General features: G+C 29.4%; 19 protein-coding genes. All 19 read left to right on the top strand.

The features are described from left to right. The first annotated feature begins 4 nt into the window (after positions 1 to 4). The 19 genes from rnpM (at position 5) to pgsA (ending at position 19,819) form a co-directional block, all read left to right on the top strand. Positions 5 to 286 (top strand): RNase P modulator RnpM, encoded by a 282-nt coding sequence (gene rnpM, locus KGF39_RS05425; protein ID WP_003419469.1) that lies wholly within the window; start codon positions 5 to 7, stop codon positions 284 to 286. Next, complete coding sequence (locus tag KGF39_RS05420; RefSeq protein WP_054273303.1) at positions 276 to 587, top strand: L7Ae/L30e/S12e/Gadd45 family ribosomal protein; 312 nt, start codon at positions 276 to 278, stop codon at positions 585 to 587. Before rnpM ends, KGF39_RS05420 begins: the two co-directional genes overlap by 11 nt. A gap of 21 nt (positions 588 to 608) precedes the next feature. Continuing rightward, positions 609 to 2,549, top strand: a complete 1,941-nt coding sequence (infB, locus tag KGF39_RS05415) for a translation initiation factor IF-2 (protein WP_227821489.1) — start codon at positions 609 to 611, stop codon at positions 2,547 to 2,549. Between the two features lie 42 nt (positions 2,550 to 2,591). Then, the gene (gene rbfA / locus KGF39_RS05410; protein WP_227821488.1) at positions 2,592 to 2,972 is read left to right on the top strand and encodes a 30S ribosome-binding factor RbfA; all 381 of its coding nucleotides are present in this window, start codon (positions 2,592 to 2,594) and stop codon (positions 2,970 to 2,972) included. Next, positions 2,965 to 3,936, top strand: a complete 972-nt coding sequence (locus KGF39_RS05405) for a DHH family phosphoesterase (protein WP_227821518.1) — start codon at positions 2,965 to 2,967, stop codon at positions 3,934 to 3,936. The genes rbfA and KGF39_RS05405 overlap by 8 nt, the downstream gene beginning before the upstream one ends. A gap of 12 nt (positions 3,937 to 3,948) precedes the next feature. Further along, entirely contained in the window at positions 3,949 to 4,854 is a 906-nt protein-coding gene (gene truB / locus KGF39_RS05400; protein ID WP_054273306.1) for a tRNA pseudouridine(55) synthase TruB, read from the top strand. Positions 4,855 to 4,984: 130 nt separating this feature from the next. Beyond that, complete coding sequence (locus KGF39_RS05395; protein WP_227821487.1) at positions 4,985 to 5,914, top strand: bifunctional riboflavin kinase/FAD synthetase; 930 nt, start codon at positions 4,985 to 4,987, stop codon at positions 5,912 to 5,914. A gap of 103 nt (positions 5,915 to 6,017) precedes the next feature. After that, complete coding sequence (gene rpsO / locus KGF39_RS05390) at positions 6,018 to 6,275, top strand: 30S ribosomal protein S15 (protein ID WP_054273308.1); 258 nt, start codon at positions 6,018 to 6,020, stop codon at positions 6,273 to 6,275. 239 nt (positions 6,276 to 6,514) lie between these two features. Next, positions 6,515 to 7,360, top strand: a complete 846-nt coding sequence (locus KGF39_RS05385) for a DegV family protein (protein ID WP_227821486.1) — start codon at positions 6,515 to 6,517, stop codon at positions 7,358 to 7,360. A 123-nt stretch (positions 7,361 to 7,483) separates the two neighbouring features. Beyond that, the gene (gene pnp, locus KGF39_RS05380; protein ID WP_227821485.1) at positions 7,484 to 9,595 is read left to right on the top strand and encodes a polyribonucleotide nucleotidyltransferase; all 2,112 of its coding nucleotides are present in this window, start codon (positions 7,484 to 7,486) and stop codon (positions 9,593 to 9,595) included. 265 nt (positions 9,596 to 9,860) lie between these two features. After that, on the top strand, positions 9,861 to 10,604 hold the full coding sequence (locus KGF39_RS05375; protein ID WP_107595521.1) for a polysaccharide deacetylase family protein: 744 nt from the start codon (positions 9,861 to 9,863) through the stop codon (positions 10,602 to 10,604). A gap of 156 nt (positions 10,605 to 10,760) precedes the next feature. Next, on the top strand, positions 10,761 to 12,008 hold the full coding sequence (locus KGF39_RS05370) for a M16 family metallopeptidase (RefSeq protein WP_227821484.1): 1,248 nt from the start codon (positions 10,761 to 10,763) through the stop codon (positions 12,006 to 12,008). 34 nt (positions 12,009 to 12,042) lie between these two features. Further along, positions 12,043 to 12,288: a YlmC/YmxH family sporulation protein gene (locus KGF39_RS05365; protein ID WP_003419503.1), complete on the top strand. Its 246-nt coding sequence runs from the start codon at positions 12,043 to 12,045 to the stop codon at positions 12,286 to 12,288. Between the two features lie 9 nt (positions 12,289 to 12,297). Beyond that, positions 12,298 to 13,521 carry an aspartate kinase gene (gene dapG / locus KGF39_RS05360; RefSeq protein ID WP_227821483.1) on the top strand — a complete coding sequence of 408 codons (1,224 nt, stop codon included), beginning with the start codon at positions 12,298 to 12,300 and terminating at the stop codon, positions 13,519 to 13,521. Between the two features lie 111 nt (positions 13,522 to 13,632). Beyond that, complete coding sequence (locus tag KGF39_RS05355; protein WP_227821482.1) at positions 13,633 to 14,367, top strand: ATP-dependent Clp protease proteolytic subunit; 735 nt, start codon at positions 13,633 to 13,635, stop codon at positions 14,365 to 14,367. 122 nt (positions 14,368 to 14,489) lie between these two features. Next, complete coding sequence (locus tag KGF39_RS05350; protein WP_227821481.1) at positions 14,490 to 16,901, top strand: FtsK/SpoIIIE family DNA translocase; 2,412 nt, start codon at positions 14,490 to 14,492, stop codon at positions 16,899 to 16,901. Positions 16,902 to 16,903: 2 nt separating this feature from the next. After that, positions 16,904 to 17,962, top strand: a complete 1,059-nt coding sequence (gene mnmH / locus KGF39_RS05345; protein WP_227821480.1) for a tRNA 2-selenouridine(34) synthase MnmH — start codon at positions 16,904 to 16,906, stop codon at positions 17,960 to 17,962. Next, on the top strand, positions 17,956 to 19,290 hold the full coding sequence (gene rimO, locus KGF39_RS05340) for a 30S ribosomal protein S12 methylthiotransferase RimO (RefSeq protein ID WP_227821479.1): 1,335 nt from the start codon (positions 17,956 to 17,958) through the stop codon (positions 19,288 to 19,290). The genes mnmH and rimO overlap by 7 nt, the downstream gene beginning before the upstream one ends. After that, on the top strand, positions 19,277 to 19,819 hold the full coding sequence (pgsA, locus tag KGF39_RS05335) for a CDP-diacylglycerol--glycerol-3-phosphate 3-phosphatidyltransferase (RefSeq protein ID WP_227821478.1): 543 nt from the start codon (positions 19,277 to 19,279) through the stop codon (positions 19,817 to 19,819). Before rimO ends, pgsA begins: the two co-directional genes overlap by 14 nt. Positions 19,820 to 20,130 lie beyond the last annotated feature (311 nt).

Here is a 20,130-nt window from a genome sequence, read left to right as displayed (position 1 = left end):
AGGGATGATTTTGAAAAAAGTAAAAAAAGTACCTCAAAGAAAATGCATAGCGTGTCAAGATAGAGACTCTAAAAAAGAGCTCATAAGAATAGTTAAAAATAAAGAAGGAAAAATATTTTTAGACCCAACAGGAAGAGCAAATGGAAGAGGAGCATATGTATGTAAAAGCTCTGAATGTCTAAAAAAAGCTATAAAAAGTAAAGCATTAAATAAAGCTTTTAAGATAGATGTTCCTGATGAAGTCTATGATAATCTACTTATGGAGTTAGAAGAATATGAAAAATAATAAAGAAAAAGTACTTTCATTCTTAGGACTCGCAACTCGTGCAGGGAAAATAGTGTCTGGTGATGATTCAACTTTGCTTGACCTTAAAAAAGGAAAAGTAAGTTTGATTTTGATAGCAGAAGATGCGTCAAATAATACTAAAAAACTTTTTAAAGATAAATCAACTTTTAGAAATATTCCATATCTATTTTTTTCAACAAAAGAGGAAATAGGATTTGCAATAGGAAAATCTCCAAGGGCAGTTGTAGGAATAAAAGATGAAAATTTTTCTAAAAAGATAATTGAATTAATAGAAATTTAAAATAAAATAGGGGGTGATCTTGTGTCAAAAACAAGAGTATACCAAATAGCAGAAGAATTAAATATATCAAATGAAGAGCTTATAAATAAGTTAGCTGAATTAGATATAAATGTAACTGACAAGGATTCAGTATTAGAAGGTGAAGAGTTAGAATTAGCACTTGAAATGTTAGGTGAAGATTCATCTCAAGAAAATGGAAATGTTATAGAAATAGATGGACAGTTGACAGTACAAGTATTAGCAACGAGATTAGATAAATCTCCATCAGAAATAATTATGAAGCTTATGAAAATGGGAACTATGGCAACAATAAATCAAGAGATAAGTTTTGAGATTGCTGCTTTAGCTGCCAAAGACTATGGATTTGAATTAACAGTAGCTGAAAGTGATGATACAGAAGCTTTAGAAATAGAAGCTTTAATGGAAATTGAAGAAGATAAAGAAGAGGATTTAAAACCTAGACCACCAGTTGTTACAGTTATGGGACATGTTGACCATGGTAAGACATCTTTACTAGATGCAATAAGAAAAACTGATGTAATTTCAGGTGAAGCTGGAGGAATAACTCAGCATATAGGTGCTTCAGAAGTTAAAATCAATGGACAAAAAATAGTATTTTTAGATACTCCAGGACATGAGGCTTTTACATCAATGAGAGCAAGAGGAGCACAAGTTACAGATATAGCAATACTAGTAGTTGCAGCAGATGATGGTATAATGCCTCAAACAGTGGAAGCTATAAACCATGCTAAAGCAGCAGGTGTGCCTTTAATAGTTGCTATCAATAAAATAGATAAGCCAGGTGCAAATCCAGATAAAGTTAAACAAGAATTAGCAGACCAAGGACTATTGGTTGAAGATTGGGGCGGAGAAGTAATAGCAGTTCCAGTATCAGCTAAGAAAAAAGAGGGAATAGATACACTTTTAGAAATGGTATTATTGGTTGCTGAAATGGAAGAATTGAGAGCAAATCCAAATAAAAGAGCAGTAGGAACTGTTATAGAAGCTGAGCTTGATAAAGGAAGAGGGCCAGTTGCAACAGTACTTGTTCAAGGTGGTACTTTAACAGTAGGTGATCCAATCGTTGCAGGTGTTGCATGTGGTAAAGTTAGAGCAATGATAAATGCAAAAGGTAAAAGAGTAAAAACAGCAGGTCCATCTACAGCAGTTGAGATATTAGGTTTATCAGAAGTTCCACAAGGTGGAGACCAATTTGTAGAAGTTCCAACTGATAAAATTGCTAGAAGTGTAGCAGCAAGAAGACAGCAAATAGTTAGAGATGAAATGTTAAAATCAACTCAAAGATTATCACTAGATGCTTTGTTTAGTCAAATGAGCGAAGGTTCTATAAAAGACCTTAATATAGTTATAAAAGCAGATGTACAAGGTTCAGTACAAGCAGTTAAACAATCTTTAGAAAAATTATCAAATGAAGAAGTACAAGTTAAAGTAATACATGGAGGTGTTGGAGCTGTAACTGAATCAGACATATTACTTGCAGCAGCCTCTAATGCAATAATAATAGGATTCAATGTAAGACCAGTTCCAGGTGCAGAATCTTTAGGAGAAAAAGAAAATGTTGACATAAGAACATATACTATAATATACAAGGCCATAGAAGATATACAAGCTGCTATGACTGGTATGTTAGACCCTGAATATGTTGATGAAGAAACAGGAAAAGCTGAAATAAGAGAAATATATAAAATATCTGGTGTTGGAACAGTAGCTGGATGTTACGTGACTAATGGCAAGATATTTAGAAACTGTAAAGTAAGATTAGTTAGAGATAGTATAATAATACATGAAGGTGAACTTGCAGCACTTAAGAGATTTAAAGATGATGTAAAAGAAGTTAATTCTGGATACGAATGTGGTATGAGCTTTGTAAATTATAATGATATAAAAGAAGGTGACATAGTAGAAGCTTATATAACTAAAGAAGTAGAAAGAAAATTATAAATTCGTATCAAAGAAAATCAGTTAGTAAAGAAGGTCGATGGTATGGCATCATATAATAGAACAAGAAGAATAGCAGAAGAAATAAGAAAAGTAGTAAGTACTATGATTATAAATGGAGTAAAAGACCCTAGAATAACATCTATGGTAAGCGTAACTGATGTAGAAGTTACAAATGACTTAAGATATGCTTATGTATATGTGAGTATTTTAGGTGGAGATGAAGAATCTACACTAACAGGACTTAAAAGTGCTGGAGGGTATATAAGAAGAGAAGTAGGAAAAAATATAAAACTTAGATATATTCCTGAAATAATCTTTAAAATTGATGATTCAATAGAAAAAGGAATGTATATGGATAGCCTTATAAAAAGAGTTAATAAAACAAATACTCAACAAAATGAGGATAAAAATTATGATGAATAATATGGATAGTATTATAAATTATATTTATGAGGGTGACTATTTTATAGTTACCTCTCATATTAGTCCAGATGGAGATAACATTGGTTCTACACTTTCAATGTATTATACATTAAAAAAATTAGGAAAAAATGTATATTATGTACTTGATGATGAAGTTCCATTAAATCTAAAATTTTTGGTTGAAGGTGTAAAAATCTATAAATCTAATGAATTTGATATAAATAAGTATTCTATAATAGCACTTGATTGTGGAGATAAAATGAGAATATGTGTGAGTGATGAAATCAAAAATAATGCATCAAAATTAATCTGTATTGACCATCATGCTAGTAATGATTCATATGGTGATTTAAATTATGTAGATATTGATGCATCTTCTACATGTGAATTAGTTTATAATTTATTGGTTAGATTCCAGAAAATAAAAGATATTAAGATTATAAATGAAGATATAGCAACATGTTTATATACAGGTCTTGTAACTGATACTGGAAACTTTTCGTATTCAAATGTACATGCAAGTAGCTTTGAAATGGCAAAAAATTTACTTGTTTTAGGTGCACAAAAAAATACTATAATACAAAATATATATCAAAGCAATTCTTCTGATTATTATAAATTATTAGGAGAAGCTCTAAAGGGTTTGGAGATATTTGATTCAAAGGTATCTAGTATAGTTTTAACTCAAGACATGATGAATAGAAATAATATTGGCTTTAATGATGTTGATGGAATAACAACATATACAAGAGACATAAAAGGTATAGAAGTTGGAATTTTATTTAAAGAGAAAAAACAAAATGAAATTAAAGTGAGTTTTAGGTCAAAAAATTATGTTGATGTAAGTGAAATAGCCAAGTTATTTGGTGGTGGTGGTCATATAAGGGCTGCTGGATGTACTATTAAAGATAGTGTTGATAATGCAAAAAAAATGGTACTAGAGGCAGTGTTAAAATCAATTTAAGGTGACAGTAAAATGAATAAGATTATAAGTATATTGAAACCTACAGGTATGACATCTCATGATGTTGTAAGTAGAGTGAGAAAGATTTTAAATATAAAGAAAGTAGGTCATACAGGTACTCTTGACCCAGATGCGTCAGGTGTTTTGCCAATCTGTATAGGGAAAGCTACAAAAGTATGTGAAGTTATTTTAAATAAAGATAAATCGTATATATGTGAGCTTACTTTAGGAATAAGTACAGACACTTATGATGCCTCAGGTGAAATTTTAAAAAAGGTTGATGATTTTAAATTCAGTAATGAAGAGATAGAGAGAGCTTTTGATACACAAAGAGGAGAAATAAATCAACTTCCTCCAATTTATTCAGCTTTAAAAGTAAATGGAAAGAGAATGTGTGATTTAGTAAGAAGTGGTAGACAATCTGAAATTACTTTAAAAACAAGAAGGGTAAATATAAAAGACATAAAAATACTCAGTATAAAGGGTAACAAAGTAATGTTTTATGTTGAGTGTTCTAAAGGAACTTATGTTAGAAGTATTTGCCATGATATAGGAGAATATTTAGGTTGTGGAGCACATATGTCATTTTTGAATAGAACATCTTCTGGTAAATTTAACTTAGAGAATTCAATAACATTAGAAGAATTAGAATTATTTCATGAAAATAAAACTTTAGATAAATACTTATATGATATAGATTATGTACTTGATTCGTTTAATTATATTGTATTAAATCCTAGCGCTATAAAATATTATAGTAATGGTGGTTCAATAGAAGATAAAAGATTTTTGAAAAATAATTTTGATAAAGATGATGAATTTGTAAGAGTATATAGTACAGATAACTTCTTAGGATTAGGAAAGTTATCAAAACATAATAATACAATAAGTGTTAAAAGTGATAAGATGTTCATATAACTAATGTATTTAAAAAAACAACAAAAGAGATAGTACTATAATAACTTCTATAGTCTATCTCTTTTACTTATGCTATAATAGTTTGTGAATAAGTTAAGAGTAAATTATATTTTAGCGGGGAACATTTATTATGGTGATTATAAAATCTATAGAAGAAATAGCAAACATAAAAGAAAGTGTCATTACCATAGGAAATTTTGATGGTGTACATAAAGGCCATCAAGTTCTTATAAAAAAAACAGTTGAATATGCAAAAAAAGAAAATATACAGAGTATTGTATTTACATTTGCAAATCATCCTGTAAATTACTTTAGACCAAACTCAACAAAAAATATTATAAGTAATGATGATAAGATAAAATTATTAGAAGATTTGGGAATAGATACAGTTGTAATCATACCATTTGATGAGTATATGACTAAAATACCTGCAAAGGATTTCGTAGATGAGATACTAGTAAAAAAATTAAAAGCTAAAAAGATAGTAATTGGACATGATTTTACATTTGCAAGAGCAAAAGAAGGTAATGTTAATCTATTAAAAAGCTTAGAACATGAATTTGGTTTTGAAGTAGAAGTAATAAGACCAATCAAAATAAATGATGTAAGAGTGAGTAGTACTTATATTAGAAGTTTAGTATCCCAAGGTGATATGACTAATGTCAAAGAGTATTTAGGTCGTAATTACAAGTTAGAAGGCTGTGTTATACATTCTAAACACCTTGGAAGAACTATGGGATTCCCAACAGCGAATATTGACCTTAAGAATAATATGCTCGTTCCAAAGAGAGGTATTTATGCTTCTATTGTACATATTGGAGATGAGACTTATTTTGGTGCTACAAATGTGGGTTACAACCCAACAGTTAATGGAAAATCTTTATCTATTGAAACAAATATTTTAGAGTTTGACAGAGGCATTTATGGTGAAAATATAATTGTTGAATTTTTGGAAAGAATAAGGGATGAGAGAAAGTTTAATTCGATAGATGACTTAAAAAATCAATTGTCTCATGACACAAATTATGTATATGAAAACTATGTTTGCAAAAATAAGTAATGTATGATAAAATGATTAAGGAAAATAACCATTACTCGGCATTTGAATACTCCAATCAATGCTTAGTAATAGGCGTTTCTAAAAAAATACGGAGGTAATCTAAATGATAAACAAATCAGAAATAATAAAAGAATATGGAAGAGTTGAAGGAGATACTGGTTCTCCAGAAGTACAAATAGCTTTATTAACAGCTAGAATAAATGAGTTAAATGGACATTTAAAAACTCATAAGAAAGACCACCATTCAAGAAGAGGATTATTAAAAATGGTTGGTAGAAGAAGAAACTTATTAGCTTACTTAAAAGAAAAAGATCTTGAAGGATATAGAGCATTAATAGCTAAGTTAGGATTAAGAAAGTAATTTCATTCTTTATAAAAAAGCAGGTATACACTATACCTGCTTTTTTATAGTTAATTCATTATAAAATAAAATGGTTAATAATAAAAGTAGTTTATATATTATAAAAAATTATAAAATGAATAATATTGGGTAAGAATATTAAAATAGTATATAAATACATAATTAATTTAAAAGGAAAGACAGGATAAATATAGAAATTTTATAACAGTATAATCAGTTGGAATAAGGAGGATATTATTTTGAAAATAAAGTTAGTATGTGATAGTTTATGTGATATTCCAGATGAAATATCGGAAAAAGATTATATAGAAATAGTTCCACTTACAGTTGTTTTTAATTACAAAGAATATATAGAAGGAGTAGATATAAAGAAAGAAGAGTTTTATAAAAAAGTAAAAGAAATTAAGCAAATACCTAAAACTTCACAAGCTACATATATGGAGTTTAAAGAAGTATTTGATAAGTTTACAGAAGAGGGGTATCATATAATCTGTCTAACAGGAGCATCAAATGCATCAGGAACCTTTCAAAGTGCTATGATAGCTAAAAATGATGTAGATGAAAATGAGAAAATACATATATTTGATACTAGAAATTTATCTCTTGGTAGTGGACAATATGTTATAAAGGCATGTGAACTTCTTGAAGAAGGATTGGGATTTGAAGAAATCATAGATGAGTTAGAAAATACTCGTAGTAGTGTAAGATTACTTTTTGCACCTTATACACTTGATTTTTTAAAGCAAAGTGGAAGAGTCCCAGTTGCAACTGCTTTGATAGGAAATATGTTGAATATAAAACCTATATTTTTCTTTGATAATGGGGAAGCTAAGTTGGTAAATAAGGTTAGAGGAACAAAGAATATAGCAAGTAAATTGGTTGATATAATTTTAGAAATGAATGAAGGAACTTTAGAAGGAAAAATCGTCACAATAGGTTGTGGGGATAATTTACATGATTGTGAAATATTAAAAGATGAAGTAAATAAGAGAATAAAGGCAAGAAGAGTATTATTTACTCGAGGAGGAGTTTCTATTTGCTCTCATACAGGGCCAGATATATTGGCTATAAGTTGTTCTAATTAGTAGTAATATAAGGTTTTTGCATATATATGTGAAGATAATTTTATATTGTTAATTTATAGTATTTTTGATAATATAGTAAATAGAGTGATATACGTGTTTTTAATAAGAGGAGGACAAGCATTAATGTTTGAACATAAAATATTTAAAATGGATTTTGCAGGAAGAGAACTTTCTGTAGAAATAGGCAAGATTTGTGAAATGGCTAATGGTAGTTGTATAGTTAGATACAGCGATAGTATGGTAATGGTAAATACAACGAAGTCTGCCAAACCTAGAGATGGAATAGACTTTTTCCCATTAAGTGTGGATTATGAAGAAAAATTATATTCTGTAGGTAAGATACCTGGAGGGTTTTTAAAGAGAGAAGGGAAGCCTTCAGAAAAAGCTATACTTACATCAAGATTGATAGATAGACCAATAAGACCTTTATTCCCAAAAGGATTTAGAAATGATGTTCAGGTAGTTGCAACAGTTTTATCAGTAGACCAAGATTGCACACCAGATATAGTAGCAATGATAGGTTCTTCAATAGCCCTTTCTATATCAGACATACCATTTAATGGACCAACAGGTTCAGTATGTGTTGGACTTGTAGATGGCGCATTTGTTGTAAATCCAAACGCAGAGCAAAGAGAAAAAAGTTCAATGCATCTAGTTGTTTCGGGTACAAAGGAAGCCATAATGATGGTTGAAGCTGGAGCAGATGAAGTTCCAGATGATATAATGCTTGATGCTATTTTATTTGCTCATCAAGAAATAAAAAAAGTAGTGGAGTTTATAGAAGGTATAGTTGCAGAAGTTGGAAAAGAAAAAATGGCTGTTGAATTATACCATGCGGGAGAAGAAATAAATCAATTAGTTCGTGAATTTGCAACTGACAAGATGAAAAAAGCAGTTCAGACTTTTGAAAAGTTAGAGAGAATGGAAAATATGGACAGAGTTAAAGAAGAAACTTTAGCTCACTTTGAAGAGACTCTAGAAGATTTTGAAGAGTTTATTGGTGATATAGAAGAAGTATTACAAGATATAATAAAAGAAGAGGTAAGAAAGCTTATAGTACATGAAAATGTAAGACCAGATAATAGAAAACTTGAAGAAATAAGACCTATATGGTGTGAAACTGGTATGATACCTAGAGCTCATGGCTCAGCTATATTTACTAGAGGGCAAACTCAAGTACTTAACGTGGCTACTTTAGGTGCTTTAGGAGATGTTCAAAAATTAGATGGATTAGATGAAGAAGAAAACAAGAGATATATGCATCATTATAATTTCCCTGCATATAGTGTTGGAGAAGCTAGACCATCAAGAGGACCAGGAAGAAGAGAAATAGGACATGGTGCTTTAGCAGAAAGAGCTTTATTACCAGTAATACCATCTCAAGAAGAATTCCCTTATGCTATTAGATTAGTTTCTGAAGTATTAAGTTCAAATGGTTCTACATCTCAAGCAAGTGTATGTGGTTCAACATTATCTTTACTTGATGCAGGTGTACCTATAAAAGATATGGTTGCAGGTATTGCAATGGGACTTATAAAGCATGATGGTAAAGTTGCAGTGCTTTCAGATATACAAGGTATGGAAGACCATTTAGGAGATATGGACTTTAAAGTTGCTGGTACAGAATATGGTATAACAGCAATACAAATGGATATAAAAATAGATGGTATAGATAAAGAAATTTTACAACGTGCTTTAAAACAAGCTAAGGAAGGTAGAATCCATATATTAGGAGAGATGAGAAAAACTATATCTCAACCAAAATCAGAACTTTCACCATATGCACCTAAGATTGTTAAAATGCAAATAAATCCTGACAAGATAAAGGATGTAATAGGACCTGGTGGAAAGATAATAACTAAGATAATAGATGAAACTGGAGTTAAGATAGATATTGAACAAACTGGAGAAGTATTTGTATCAGGTATTGAGATTGATATGATTAAGAAAGCTCAAGAACTTATAAATAACATAGTAGTTGAACCAGAAGTAGGGAAAACTTATAAAGGTAAAGTAAGTAGAATAATGAACTTTGGAGCATTTATTGAGATACTTCCAGGAAAAGAAGGATTACTTCACATATCTCATATAGGTCACGAAAGAGTTGCTAAAGTTGAAGATGTATTGAATATAGGAGATGAAGTTGAAGTTAAAGTTACAGAAATTGATGAAAAAGGAAGAGTTAATTTATCAAGAAAAGCTCTTTTGCCAAAACCAGAGCATAAAAATAAATAATTTATTATATAATTAAAAGCAAAGCCTTAGGACTTTGCTTTTTTGATACAAAAAAGTAGATAACCCTAAAAGCTTAGCAGTAGATAACTTAAAGTTATTTTTCTTGGATGTTTTATTCTTATAAAGAATCTATTTAAAATTTAATTGATAGAAAGCTTTATTGGATATGCAGAGAATCATTTAAGTTATATTTAGTGCATAAACAGAGCTTATTTTTAATAGTATTAAATAAGAAACAATTTGTACATAATTAGGGGGAGTTTTAATGATAATGATGGTACTTAATAAGAGTAAGCTTAAAAAAATCGTAGTACTAATTTTAGTAATATTATTAGGATTATCAGGAGGGGTAATGGTATTAAAGTTATTTAATAATAAGCCAGTATTTAATTTATTTAATGGTGTAGATTTGCCATATGAAAGAGGTACTAAGGATAAAAGTGGATACGTTGCGTTAACTTGTAACATAGACCTTGGATGGGAAACAGAGTACGTAGAATCCATTTTAGAAACACTTAAAAAAGAAAATGTAAAGATTACATTTAATGTAACTGGTAAATGGGCAGAAAAGAATAAGGACGAATTATTAAAGATAAAAAAACAAGGACATGAAATAGGTAATCATGGATACAAACATTTAGATTACTCAACACTATCATATGAAGATAACTATGAACAAATAGAGACATCTAAAAAAATAATTGAAGAAATTATAGGTGAAAAAACTAAATTTTTTCAAGCACCAGCAGGTTCTTTTGGTCCAGAAACAGTAAAAGCCGCTAAAGCATTAGGATATACTTCTATCAAATGGGATGCCGATACTATAGACTGGAAATACAAAGACCAGCCAGAAGTAATCATTGATAGAATGAAGAAAAAAGATATTAAAGATAGTAGTATAATTTTAATGCATCCAACAAGTGCAACTACAAAATGTATAGATGATATTATAGCAATTGTAAAGGAAAAGGGACTAAAACCAGGAAAACTTAGTGATGTATTTAAGTAGACAAAGTATAAATATTTGATTAAGATTGTATAAGTTGTAGTTGAATTAATTAAAGGACTGACTTATAATGTAATACATATAAAAATAAATATAATTAAAACATAGTGTTTTCAATAATCCAATATGAAACAAAGAATAAATTGTTAGGAGAATGTAATGTATAAGACAAAAATACTGGAAAATGGGCTTACAATAATTGGTGAAGAAATACCATATCTAAAGTCAATAACATTAGGTATTTGGATAAATGCAGGTTCTAGGATAGAAGAAGCACAGGTGAGTGGAACTTCTCATTTTATAGAGCATATGATGTTTAAAGGAACCAAAAACAAAACATCAAAAGAGATTGCTAGCTCAATAGACAATTTAGGTGGGCAAATAAATGCATTTACAAGTAAGGAATGTACATGTTATTATGTAAAACTAATAGATGAGCATATAGATATAGGAATTGATGTATTAAGCGATATGATACTAAATTCTAAATTTGATAAAAATGATATAGATAAGGAAAGACTTATAATATTGGAAGAACTTAAGATGTATGAAGACTCTCCAGATGACTTATCTTATGATTTATTGGTAGAAAATATATATGCTAATGATGGATTAGGAATGAATATAATTGGGACAAAAGAATCTCTATACAGTATAACTAGGGAATCTATGTTAGAATACTTAAACAAGTATTATATTCCAAATAACGCTGTTATTTCTATAGCTGGAAACTTTAAATTTGATGATATGGTAGAAAAAATTAAATCAAAATTTGGACACTGGGAAAAGAAAAATTTGAGTGTAGACATAAACGAGGCTAAGTTTAATCCTTGCTTTATATCAAAAAATAAAGATATTGAACAAGTAAACCTAGCTATGTGTCTAAAAGGTATTCCTTTTGAAAATGATGAAGAAGTCTACTCAATGGCAGTGGTAAATAATATTTTCGGTGGAAGTATAAGCTCAAGGCTTTTTCAGAAAATAAGGGAGGAAAAAGGTTTAGTATATTCAATATACTCATCACAGACATTATATAGAAAATGTGGTGAATTAGGTATATTTGCAAGTATGAGTACAGAAAATTTACAAGATGTGTATAATTTAATAAAGAAAGAAATTGAAAATATAAGAAAAAACTATCTTACAGAAAAAGAAATATCTGAAAGTAAGGAACAGTTAAAGGGCAATTATATATTGGATTTAGAAAGTACTAGCAGTAGAATGATGTCTACTGGTAAATCTATGTTACTTAGTAAAAACGTAAAAACTACAGATGAAATACTTGAATGTATAAATAATGTTGATATTAATTCAGTAAAGAAGGTTGTTGACAAGGTATTCAATATCGAAAATATTGGTACATGTATAGTTGGAAGAGACGTAGAAAAGATTCTACATCTGGAATAGTATCTTAAAAAGTAAATCTCTGGAGGTATAAAATATGAATTTATCTGAAATAGCAGGTAAGGAAATAGTTAACTTGGTCACAGGAGAAAGACTGGGGGTCATTGGAGAATGTGACCTTATACTAGATGAAACTACAGGCGGTATATTAGCGCTTTTAATTCCAAAAGAAAAAGGCTTTTTTGCCAGAAGAAAAGATAAGTCATTTTTAGAAGTACCATGGAGAAATGTAAAAAAAATAGGTAATGACATGATAATTATAGAATATGAGGGATATATTTAGGAGGAAAAAATGAGTATTTTAGTGCAGAAGTTTGGTGGGACATCAGTAGAATCATATGAAAAAATGAATGAAGTATGTAAGATAGTAAAAGCATACAAAAATAATGATGAAGAATTACAATTAGTATTAGTAGTTTCAGCAATGGGTAGAAAAGGAGCTCCATATGCTACAGATACACTTATAAATTTATGTAATGCAGTAAATGATGAGCCAAGTAAAAGAGAACTTGACTTAATAATGTCTTGTGGGGAAATAATATCAGGAACAATTCTTGCTAATTTATTGAATTCACAGGGTATAGAATCTGTTTTCTTTACTGGTCAACAAGCAGGTATAATTACAAGTGATGAATATTCTAATGCCAAAATAAAGTATATAAATCCTAAAAAAGTAAAAAGAGCTTTAGATGATGGTAAAGTTGTAATTATAGCTGGATTCCAGGGTGTAACAGATGATGGAGAAATAACTACTCTTGGAAGAGGAGGAAGTGATACATCAGCAGTTGCTATTGGTAAAGCTTTAGAATGTGAAACAGTGGAAATTTACACTGATGTAGATGGTATAATGACTGCAGACCCTAGAGTAGAACCAAACGCTAAAGTATTGAGTTTTATAGATTATGAGGAAGTATTCCAAATGGCTGACAAAGGTGCAAAGGTAATACATCCAAGAGCTGTACAATTAGCTAAAAGTGGAAATATAACTTTAGCCATAAAAAATACAACGAACCCAACTTTTGAAGGTACAAAAATAGGCTCTTTATGTAGTCATTTAGAAGAAAATATAGAATATGAGCAAGAAAAAGACTTTAAAGTTGCTGTTGCAAATAAAGATAATGTGGCTCAAGTTAAGATTAAATCAGCAGAGGAAGTATTTACAGAAGTATTAAATGAAATAGAAAATAAACTTATAACTATAGATATGATAAATTTCTTCATATCAGAAAAAGCGTTTGTTGTAGAAGATTCTGATATAAAAGTATTAAAAGAAATACTAGATAAATTTGAATTGGATTATGAAGTAAATAGAGATTGTGCTAAGGTAACACTGATATGTTCAAGAATTGCTGATGAAATGTCTGGTATCATGTCAAAGGTAGTTAGAGGCTTATCAAAAGAAGGAGTATCTCTTTTACAAACATCAGATTCAAATATGACTATATCTTGTTTAGTTAGTGAAGAAGATATGAATACAGCAGTACATGCTATACATCAACAATTTTATGTAAAATAAGCACTATAATACAATTATTTTTATTCAAATTTGATAATTTCATATATATCTTAATATATTTGATTTATTTGGTAAAACTAAGTTAAATATAATTTTGATAGGAGTTTGTTTATGAAAGATTACAGAGAAGATAATGAAAGATTTGATAAAGAGAATTGTAATGAAGAATCTAGTTGTGAAGAAAGAGAATGTATAAAGCAATTTGGTACTAATGAAATGCCACCTCAACCTCCTAAAGATATTCAATGTATAACTATAATTGGAGAAATTGAGGGACATTTTATAGGAAATCCTCAAAAAAAAGCTACAAAGTATGAGCATATAATTCCAATGTTATATTCAATTGAGGAAAGTAATGATGTTAAAGGAGTACTGGTTGTTTTAAACACTGTTGGAGGAGATATTGAAGCAGGTCTAGCTATTGCAGAACTTTTAAACAGTACATCTAAGAAAGTAGTTACTCTTGTTCTAGGAGGAAGCCATAGTATAGGAGTTCCTCTTGCTACAGCAGGAGATTACTCATTCATAGCACCAACAGCAACCATGATTATACATCCTGTGAGAACTACTGGTCTTGTGATTGGTATAAATGAGACCTTTGAATATTTTAAAAAGATGCAAGATAGAATAATTCAATTTATAACAAGAACATCAAATATCAAAAAAGATGTACTTGAGAAACTTATGCATGAAAAAGACGAGCTTGTAAGTGATGTTGGTAGTGTATTAATAGGAAAAGAAGCTGTAGATTATGGTCTTATAGATGAAGTCGGAGGACTAAAGGAAGCTCTTAAAAAATTAAAAGAACTTATAAAAGAATCTGAGGACGAAAAAAATAATGATTAAAATTTGTTTAAATAATAAAATTTATGATATAATGATGTAATAAAGTAGGAGTGTTAGTGTTAAGGCATTAGCACTTTTTGCTGTGAAGGGGTAAAACTTGCTAAAAATAAGGAGTGATATTAATGGCCACGAAAAAGAAGAAAAAAAAGAAGGTGAATACCTTAAGTTTTAATGCAGAATATCATAATTTAATAACAATATTTGTAGGTGTATTTTTATTATATAGTTTAAACTCTAATTCTATGGGATGGGTACCTGTGTTAATGCAAAATCTTTTTAAAGGACTATTTGGAGGGCTTTCTATAGCAATACCATTTATAGTAATTATAACAGGACTTCTAGGTTTTTTTGATGGAAATGAATATATATATAGGCTAAGAAAAACTAAACTATACTACATAATTATTTTATTTATCTTTGTATTTTATGGATTATTAAATGCAGGAACTATTCCTGTAGATAGCCCACTAAAAGGTAATATGTTTGATGATGTTATGAAATTGGGTGTAAGTGGACAAGGTAGTGGTTTGATAGCAACAACTATTGCGTATTACATGAGTAAAATATTTGGAATAGCAGGTGGATGGTTAATAAGTATCTTTGCCCTTATACTTTCTATAATGTTTATATTTAATATTTCTATAAAAGATTTGATATCAAATGCAAAATCAAAACCTAAAGCATCAAAAGATAGTAATTTAACATTTAAAGATAAAATTGCAAATATGAAGAAATCTGCAATAGATATGATGACTGATGAAGTAGATGACACTACTATAAACAAAAAAACAGGATTCTTTAAAGGATTGATATCAAAAGGTAGTAATAATGAAGATGAAGAAGATGAATATTTTGAAGAGGAAAATGGTGATGGTGTTGATGATAAGACTATTAAAATAGTTGGATTTAATAAGGCAGAAGATGAATACTTAGAAATATTAGAAGGAACTCAAAGTATGCCAGAGCTAGATGTTTTAAAAGAATTACAAAAAGCTACAAATGAAAGTCCAGTTGTAGATACTAAACCAGAAAAAAAAGTTGATATAAGTAAATCTAATTACAATATAGAAAAAACTCAACCTATGAGTATTATAGCAGAGCCAGTTAATGAAGATTATTCAAACTATAAAAAGCCTAGCATTGAGCTTTTAAACAAAGTAAATAAGAAGTCTGATGAAAATGGTAAAAAGAAAGTATTAAAAAATGCTTCTCTTTTAGAAAAGACACTATCAGATTTTGGAGTGGAAGCAAAAATTAATCAAGTTACAGTTGGACCTACTATAACAAGATATGAGATACAACCAAGTCCAGGAGTAAAAGTAAGTAAAATTGTAAATTTAACTGATGACATAGCTTTAAGTCTAGCAGCTAAAAGTATAAGAATTGAAGCACCAATTCCTGGGAAAAGTGCAATTGGAATAGAAGTTCCAAATGAAGAGGCTCAAATGGTTGGAGTAAGAGAAGTTCTAGAAAGTGATGAATTTAATAATTTTAATTCTCCTCTTGCAATGGGACTTGGAAAAGATGTAGCAGGTAAAATTATAATTGGAGATATAGGTAAGATGCCACACTTACTTATAGCTGGTTCTACAGGTTCAGGAAAGAGTGTGTGCGTAAATACTTTGATAAGTAGTATATTATATAAGGCAAACCCTGATGAAGTAAAATTATTATTAATAGACCCAAAAGTAGTTGAACTTGCAAATTATAATGGAATACCACATTTATTAATACCAGTAGTTACTGACCCTAAAAAAGCTGCAAATGCTTTAAATTGGGCAGTTACAGAGATGAATAGAAGATATAAGCTATTTGCAGATGCTCAAGTAAAAGATGTAACAAGTTATAATGAGAAAGCAGAAGAAAAATTACCTAAAATAGTAATAATAATAGATGAGTTAGCAGACTTAATGATGGCAAGTGCAAATGATGTGGAAGACTATATTTGTAGACTAGCTCAAATGGCAAGAGCTGCTGGAATGCACTTAATTGTAGCAACTCAAAGACCATCTGTTGACGTTATAACAGGGGTCATAAAGGCCAATATACCATCTAGAATAGCATTTGCTGTATCATCTCAAACAGATTCAAGAACAATCCTTGATATGGGTGGCGCAGAGAAGCTTCTAGGTAAAGGAGATATGTTATTCTACCCACTTGGTGCAGCAAAGCCAGTTAGACTTCAAGGTGCATTCATATCAGAGAGCGAATCGGAAAAAGTAATTGATTTCGTAAAAAGTCAGGTTAAAGATGGAATAAAATATGAAGAAGACATAATTGAAACTATATCTAAGGTTAATACTTCAAAGAGTAGCGATGAGGATGAATTCTTGAGTGAAGCAATAGAATTTGTTGTGGAGAGTGGTCAAGCATCTGCCTCTATGTTACAGAGAAGATTTAAAATAGGATTCAATAGAGCAGCTAGACTTATAGACTCTATGGAAGAAAGAGGCATAATTGGAGCAAGTGAGGGAAGTAAACCAAGAAAGGTATTAATAAGCAAACAGGATTTGCAGAATTTAGAAGGTGAATAGAATTGTCAGTTATAAAAATAGAAAAAGCACTTAAGCTAGATAAAGTAATATTCGTAGATGTAAGAACAGAAGGGGAATATGAAGAGGACCATATATTGAATTCAATCAATATGCCTCTTTTTAAAAATAATGAGCATAATGAAGTTGGAACAATTTATAAAATGCAGGGAAAACATGAGGCAATACAAAAGGGTTTTGACTATGTATCGTATAAATTAAAAGATATATATTTAGAAGCAGCAGAGCTTTCAGCAAATTATGATAATATTGTCATATATTGTGCAAGAGGTGGGATGAGAAGTGGAAGTATAGTAAATTTATTATCATCATTAGGTGTAAATGTATATCAACTTGAAGGTGGATATAAGGCTTATAGAAATTTTGTTTTAGAGTATTTAAGGAATATAATGGATACAAAAAACTTTGTATCTGTTCATGGATTGACTGGAACAGGAAAGACTGATTTACTACATTTATTAGAAAGAAAAGGAATAGATGTATTGGATTTAGAGGGGATAGCTAGAAACAGTGGTTCTACTTTTGGTTTTATAACATTTGATAAAAAACCACCATCTCAAAAGAACTTTGAAACGAAATTATTTGAAAGTATATTTTTCTCAAAAGAGAATTATATATTTGTTGAGAGTGAAAGTAAACGAGTTGGAAGTGTTATAGTTCCAAATGAGATTTTTGAGGCAATGACACGAGAAGGTTATCACATATTGTTAAATTGTGATATTGAAAATAGAGTTAATAGACTTTGTAGAGATTACATTTATGATAAAGATGAAGATAATATATTGGTCTTAAAAGAATGTATAAATAAATTTAGAAAAAGATTGGGTCATAAAGTAGTAGATGATTATATTGATTTATTAGAATTAGGTAAATATAAAGAACTTGTAAGAAGGTATCTTTTAGAATACTATGACCCATTGTATATGCATTCAGTGGAGAAATATAAGTACAATAAGATTATAAATTTTAATGATACACAAAAGGCTTTGGAAGATGTTATAGATTTATATGAGAGCATATTGGAAGGAGATAGGAAATGTTAAAGATAGCATTAGAATCATTAGGATGCTCAAAAAATTTAGTGGATGCAGAAATAATGATGGGAATTTTAAATAAAAAAGGCTATAAATTAATTGGAGATTTTGAAGAAGCTGATGTAATTATAGTAAATACATGTGGTTTTATAGAGTCAGCTAAACAAGAATCTATTGATACAATAATAGACTTTGCAGAATTAAAACAAACTGGCAACTTAAAATTGTTGATAGTAACAGGGTGTCTAGCACAAAGATATTCTGAAGAATTAAAAGCTGAAATTCCTGAAATAGATGCTATAGTAGGTACAGGAAGTTATCAAAATATAGATGAAATACTAAAAGAGCTAAGTGAAAAACATCAAATTGTAAGTCTTGATGATATAGAATTTGTATTCAATGAAGATTTACCGAGATATGTATCTACACCTAGCTATATGGCATATTTAAAAATTGGAGAAGGATGCTCTAATAATTGTACTTACTGTATAATACCAAAATTAAGAGGTAAATATAGAAGTAGAAAATTTGAAGATATAATTAAAGAGGCTAATAAATTAGCTGAATCTGGAGTAAGAGAACTTGTAGTTATAGCACAAGATACTACAAAGTATGGTTTTGATTTATATGGAAAAGAAAGGCTATCAGAGCTTTTAGAAGAACTTGCAAAGATAGATGGATTTAAGTGGATAAGAGTTATGTATTCATATCCAGAATCTATAACAGAAGAATTGGTACAAGTTATAAAGAAATATGATAATATATGTAGTTACTTTGATATGCCAATACAACATGCAAGTAACAATATTTTAAAATTAATGAATAGAAAAACTACTAAAGAAGATATCTTAGATAAAATTAATCTTATAAGAAGCAATATACCAGATGCAATACTTAGAACTACGATAATAGTGGGATTTCCAGGTGAAACAGAAGATGATTTTAGACAACTTGTGGACTTTGTTAAAGAAGTTAAGTTTGATAGACTTGGTGCATTTGCATATTCAAGAGAAGAAGATACACCAGCAGATAGATTGCCAAATCATATAGATGAAGAAGTAAAAATACAGAGAAGAGATACTTTAATGATGATTCAACAAAAAATATCTGAAGAGCTCAATGATAAAAAAATAGGAAAAACATATGAGGTGCTAATAGAAGAGCAGATAGAAGATAATGTGTATACGGGAAGAACACAAGGCGATGCAGAAGAAATTGACAGTATAGTATATGTGAAAAGCGTAGACAATCTTGAAGTAGGAGAATTTGTAAGTGTTCAAATAAATAATGCAATGGAATACGATTTAATGGGAGATGTTTTATATGAACTTGCCTAACAAATTAACTTTGTTTAGAATATTTTTAATACCAGTATTTGTTTTAATTATGTTACTCAATGTACCAAATAAGTTTTTAATAGCTTGTATTATTTTTATAATAGCTTCAATTACGGATGCTTTAGATGGAAAAATAGCTAGAAAATACAACTTAGTTACTGACTTTGGAAAGTTTATGGACCCATTAGCAGATAAGCTATTGGTTATTTCAGCACTTACATGTATGATAGAAGACCATCTTATAAGTAGTTGGATGGTAATTATAATTGTAGCTAGAGAGCTTACAGTTAGCATATTAAGAGCTATAGCAGCGGCAGATGGGAAAGTAATTGCAGCTGGCAACAGTGGAAAACTTAAAACGATAACTCAAATGGTATCGATAGTGTTTTTATTGTTAGGTGCTCAGTTTGAAAATGGATTAATATTAAACATAGGTGGAATTCTTATTCTTATAGCTACACTACTTACTTTATATTCTGGGTGGGAATACTTATATAAAAATAAAGAGCTTTTTATGTCTTCTAAGTAAATAGTTATGCTTTAATAAATAAAAATTAATGATTAATAAATAAAAAATAACAACTTGAAATTTTAAAAATATAAAAAAGGGTATACTATTATAGTATACCTCTTTTCATTTTAAGAATATTTTCTTTTGTGTATATAATTATTAATAATGGTTTATAAATAAAATGTAATGAATAAAAATATAATCATTAGTAGCGTTTTTAAATTGACTAGGTTTGATTTATGTTATATAATTAATATATAACAGGAGAACAAATGTTTGTAGATAAATGAAGGGATGGTATAGAGATGAGTGTAGATCAAGAAAAATTA

This window comes from Clostridioides sp. ZZV14-6345 (assembly GCF_020657775.1).
GTDB classification, from domain to species: Bacteria; Bacillota; Clostridia; order Peptostreptococcales; family Peptostreptococcaceae; genus Clostridioides; species Clostridioides difficile_D.
The sequence above is the reverse complement of the archived record's forward strand: the minus strand, read 5'-3'. Positions and strand labels throughout refer to the sequence as shown.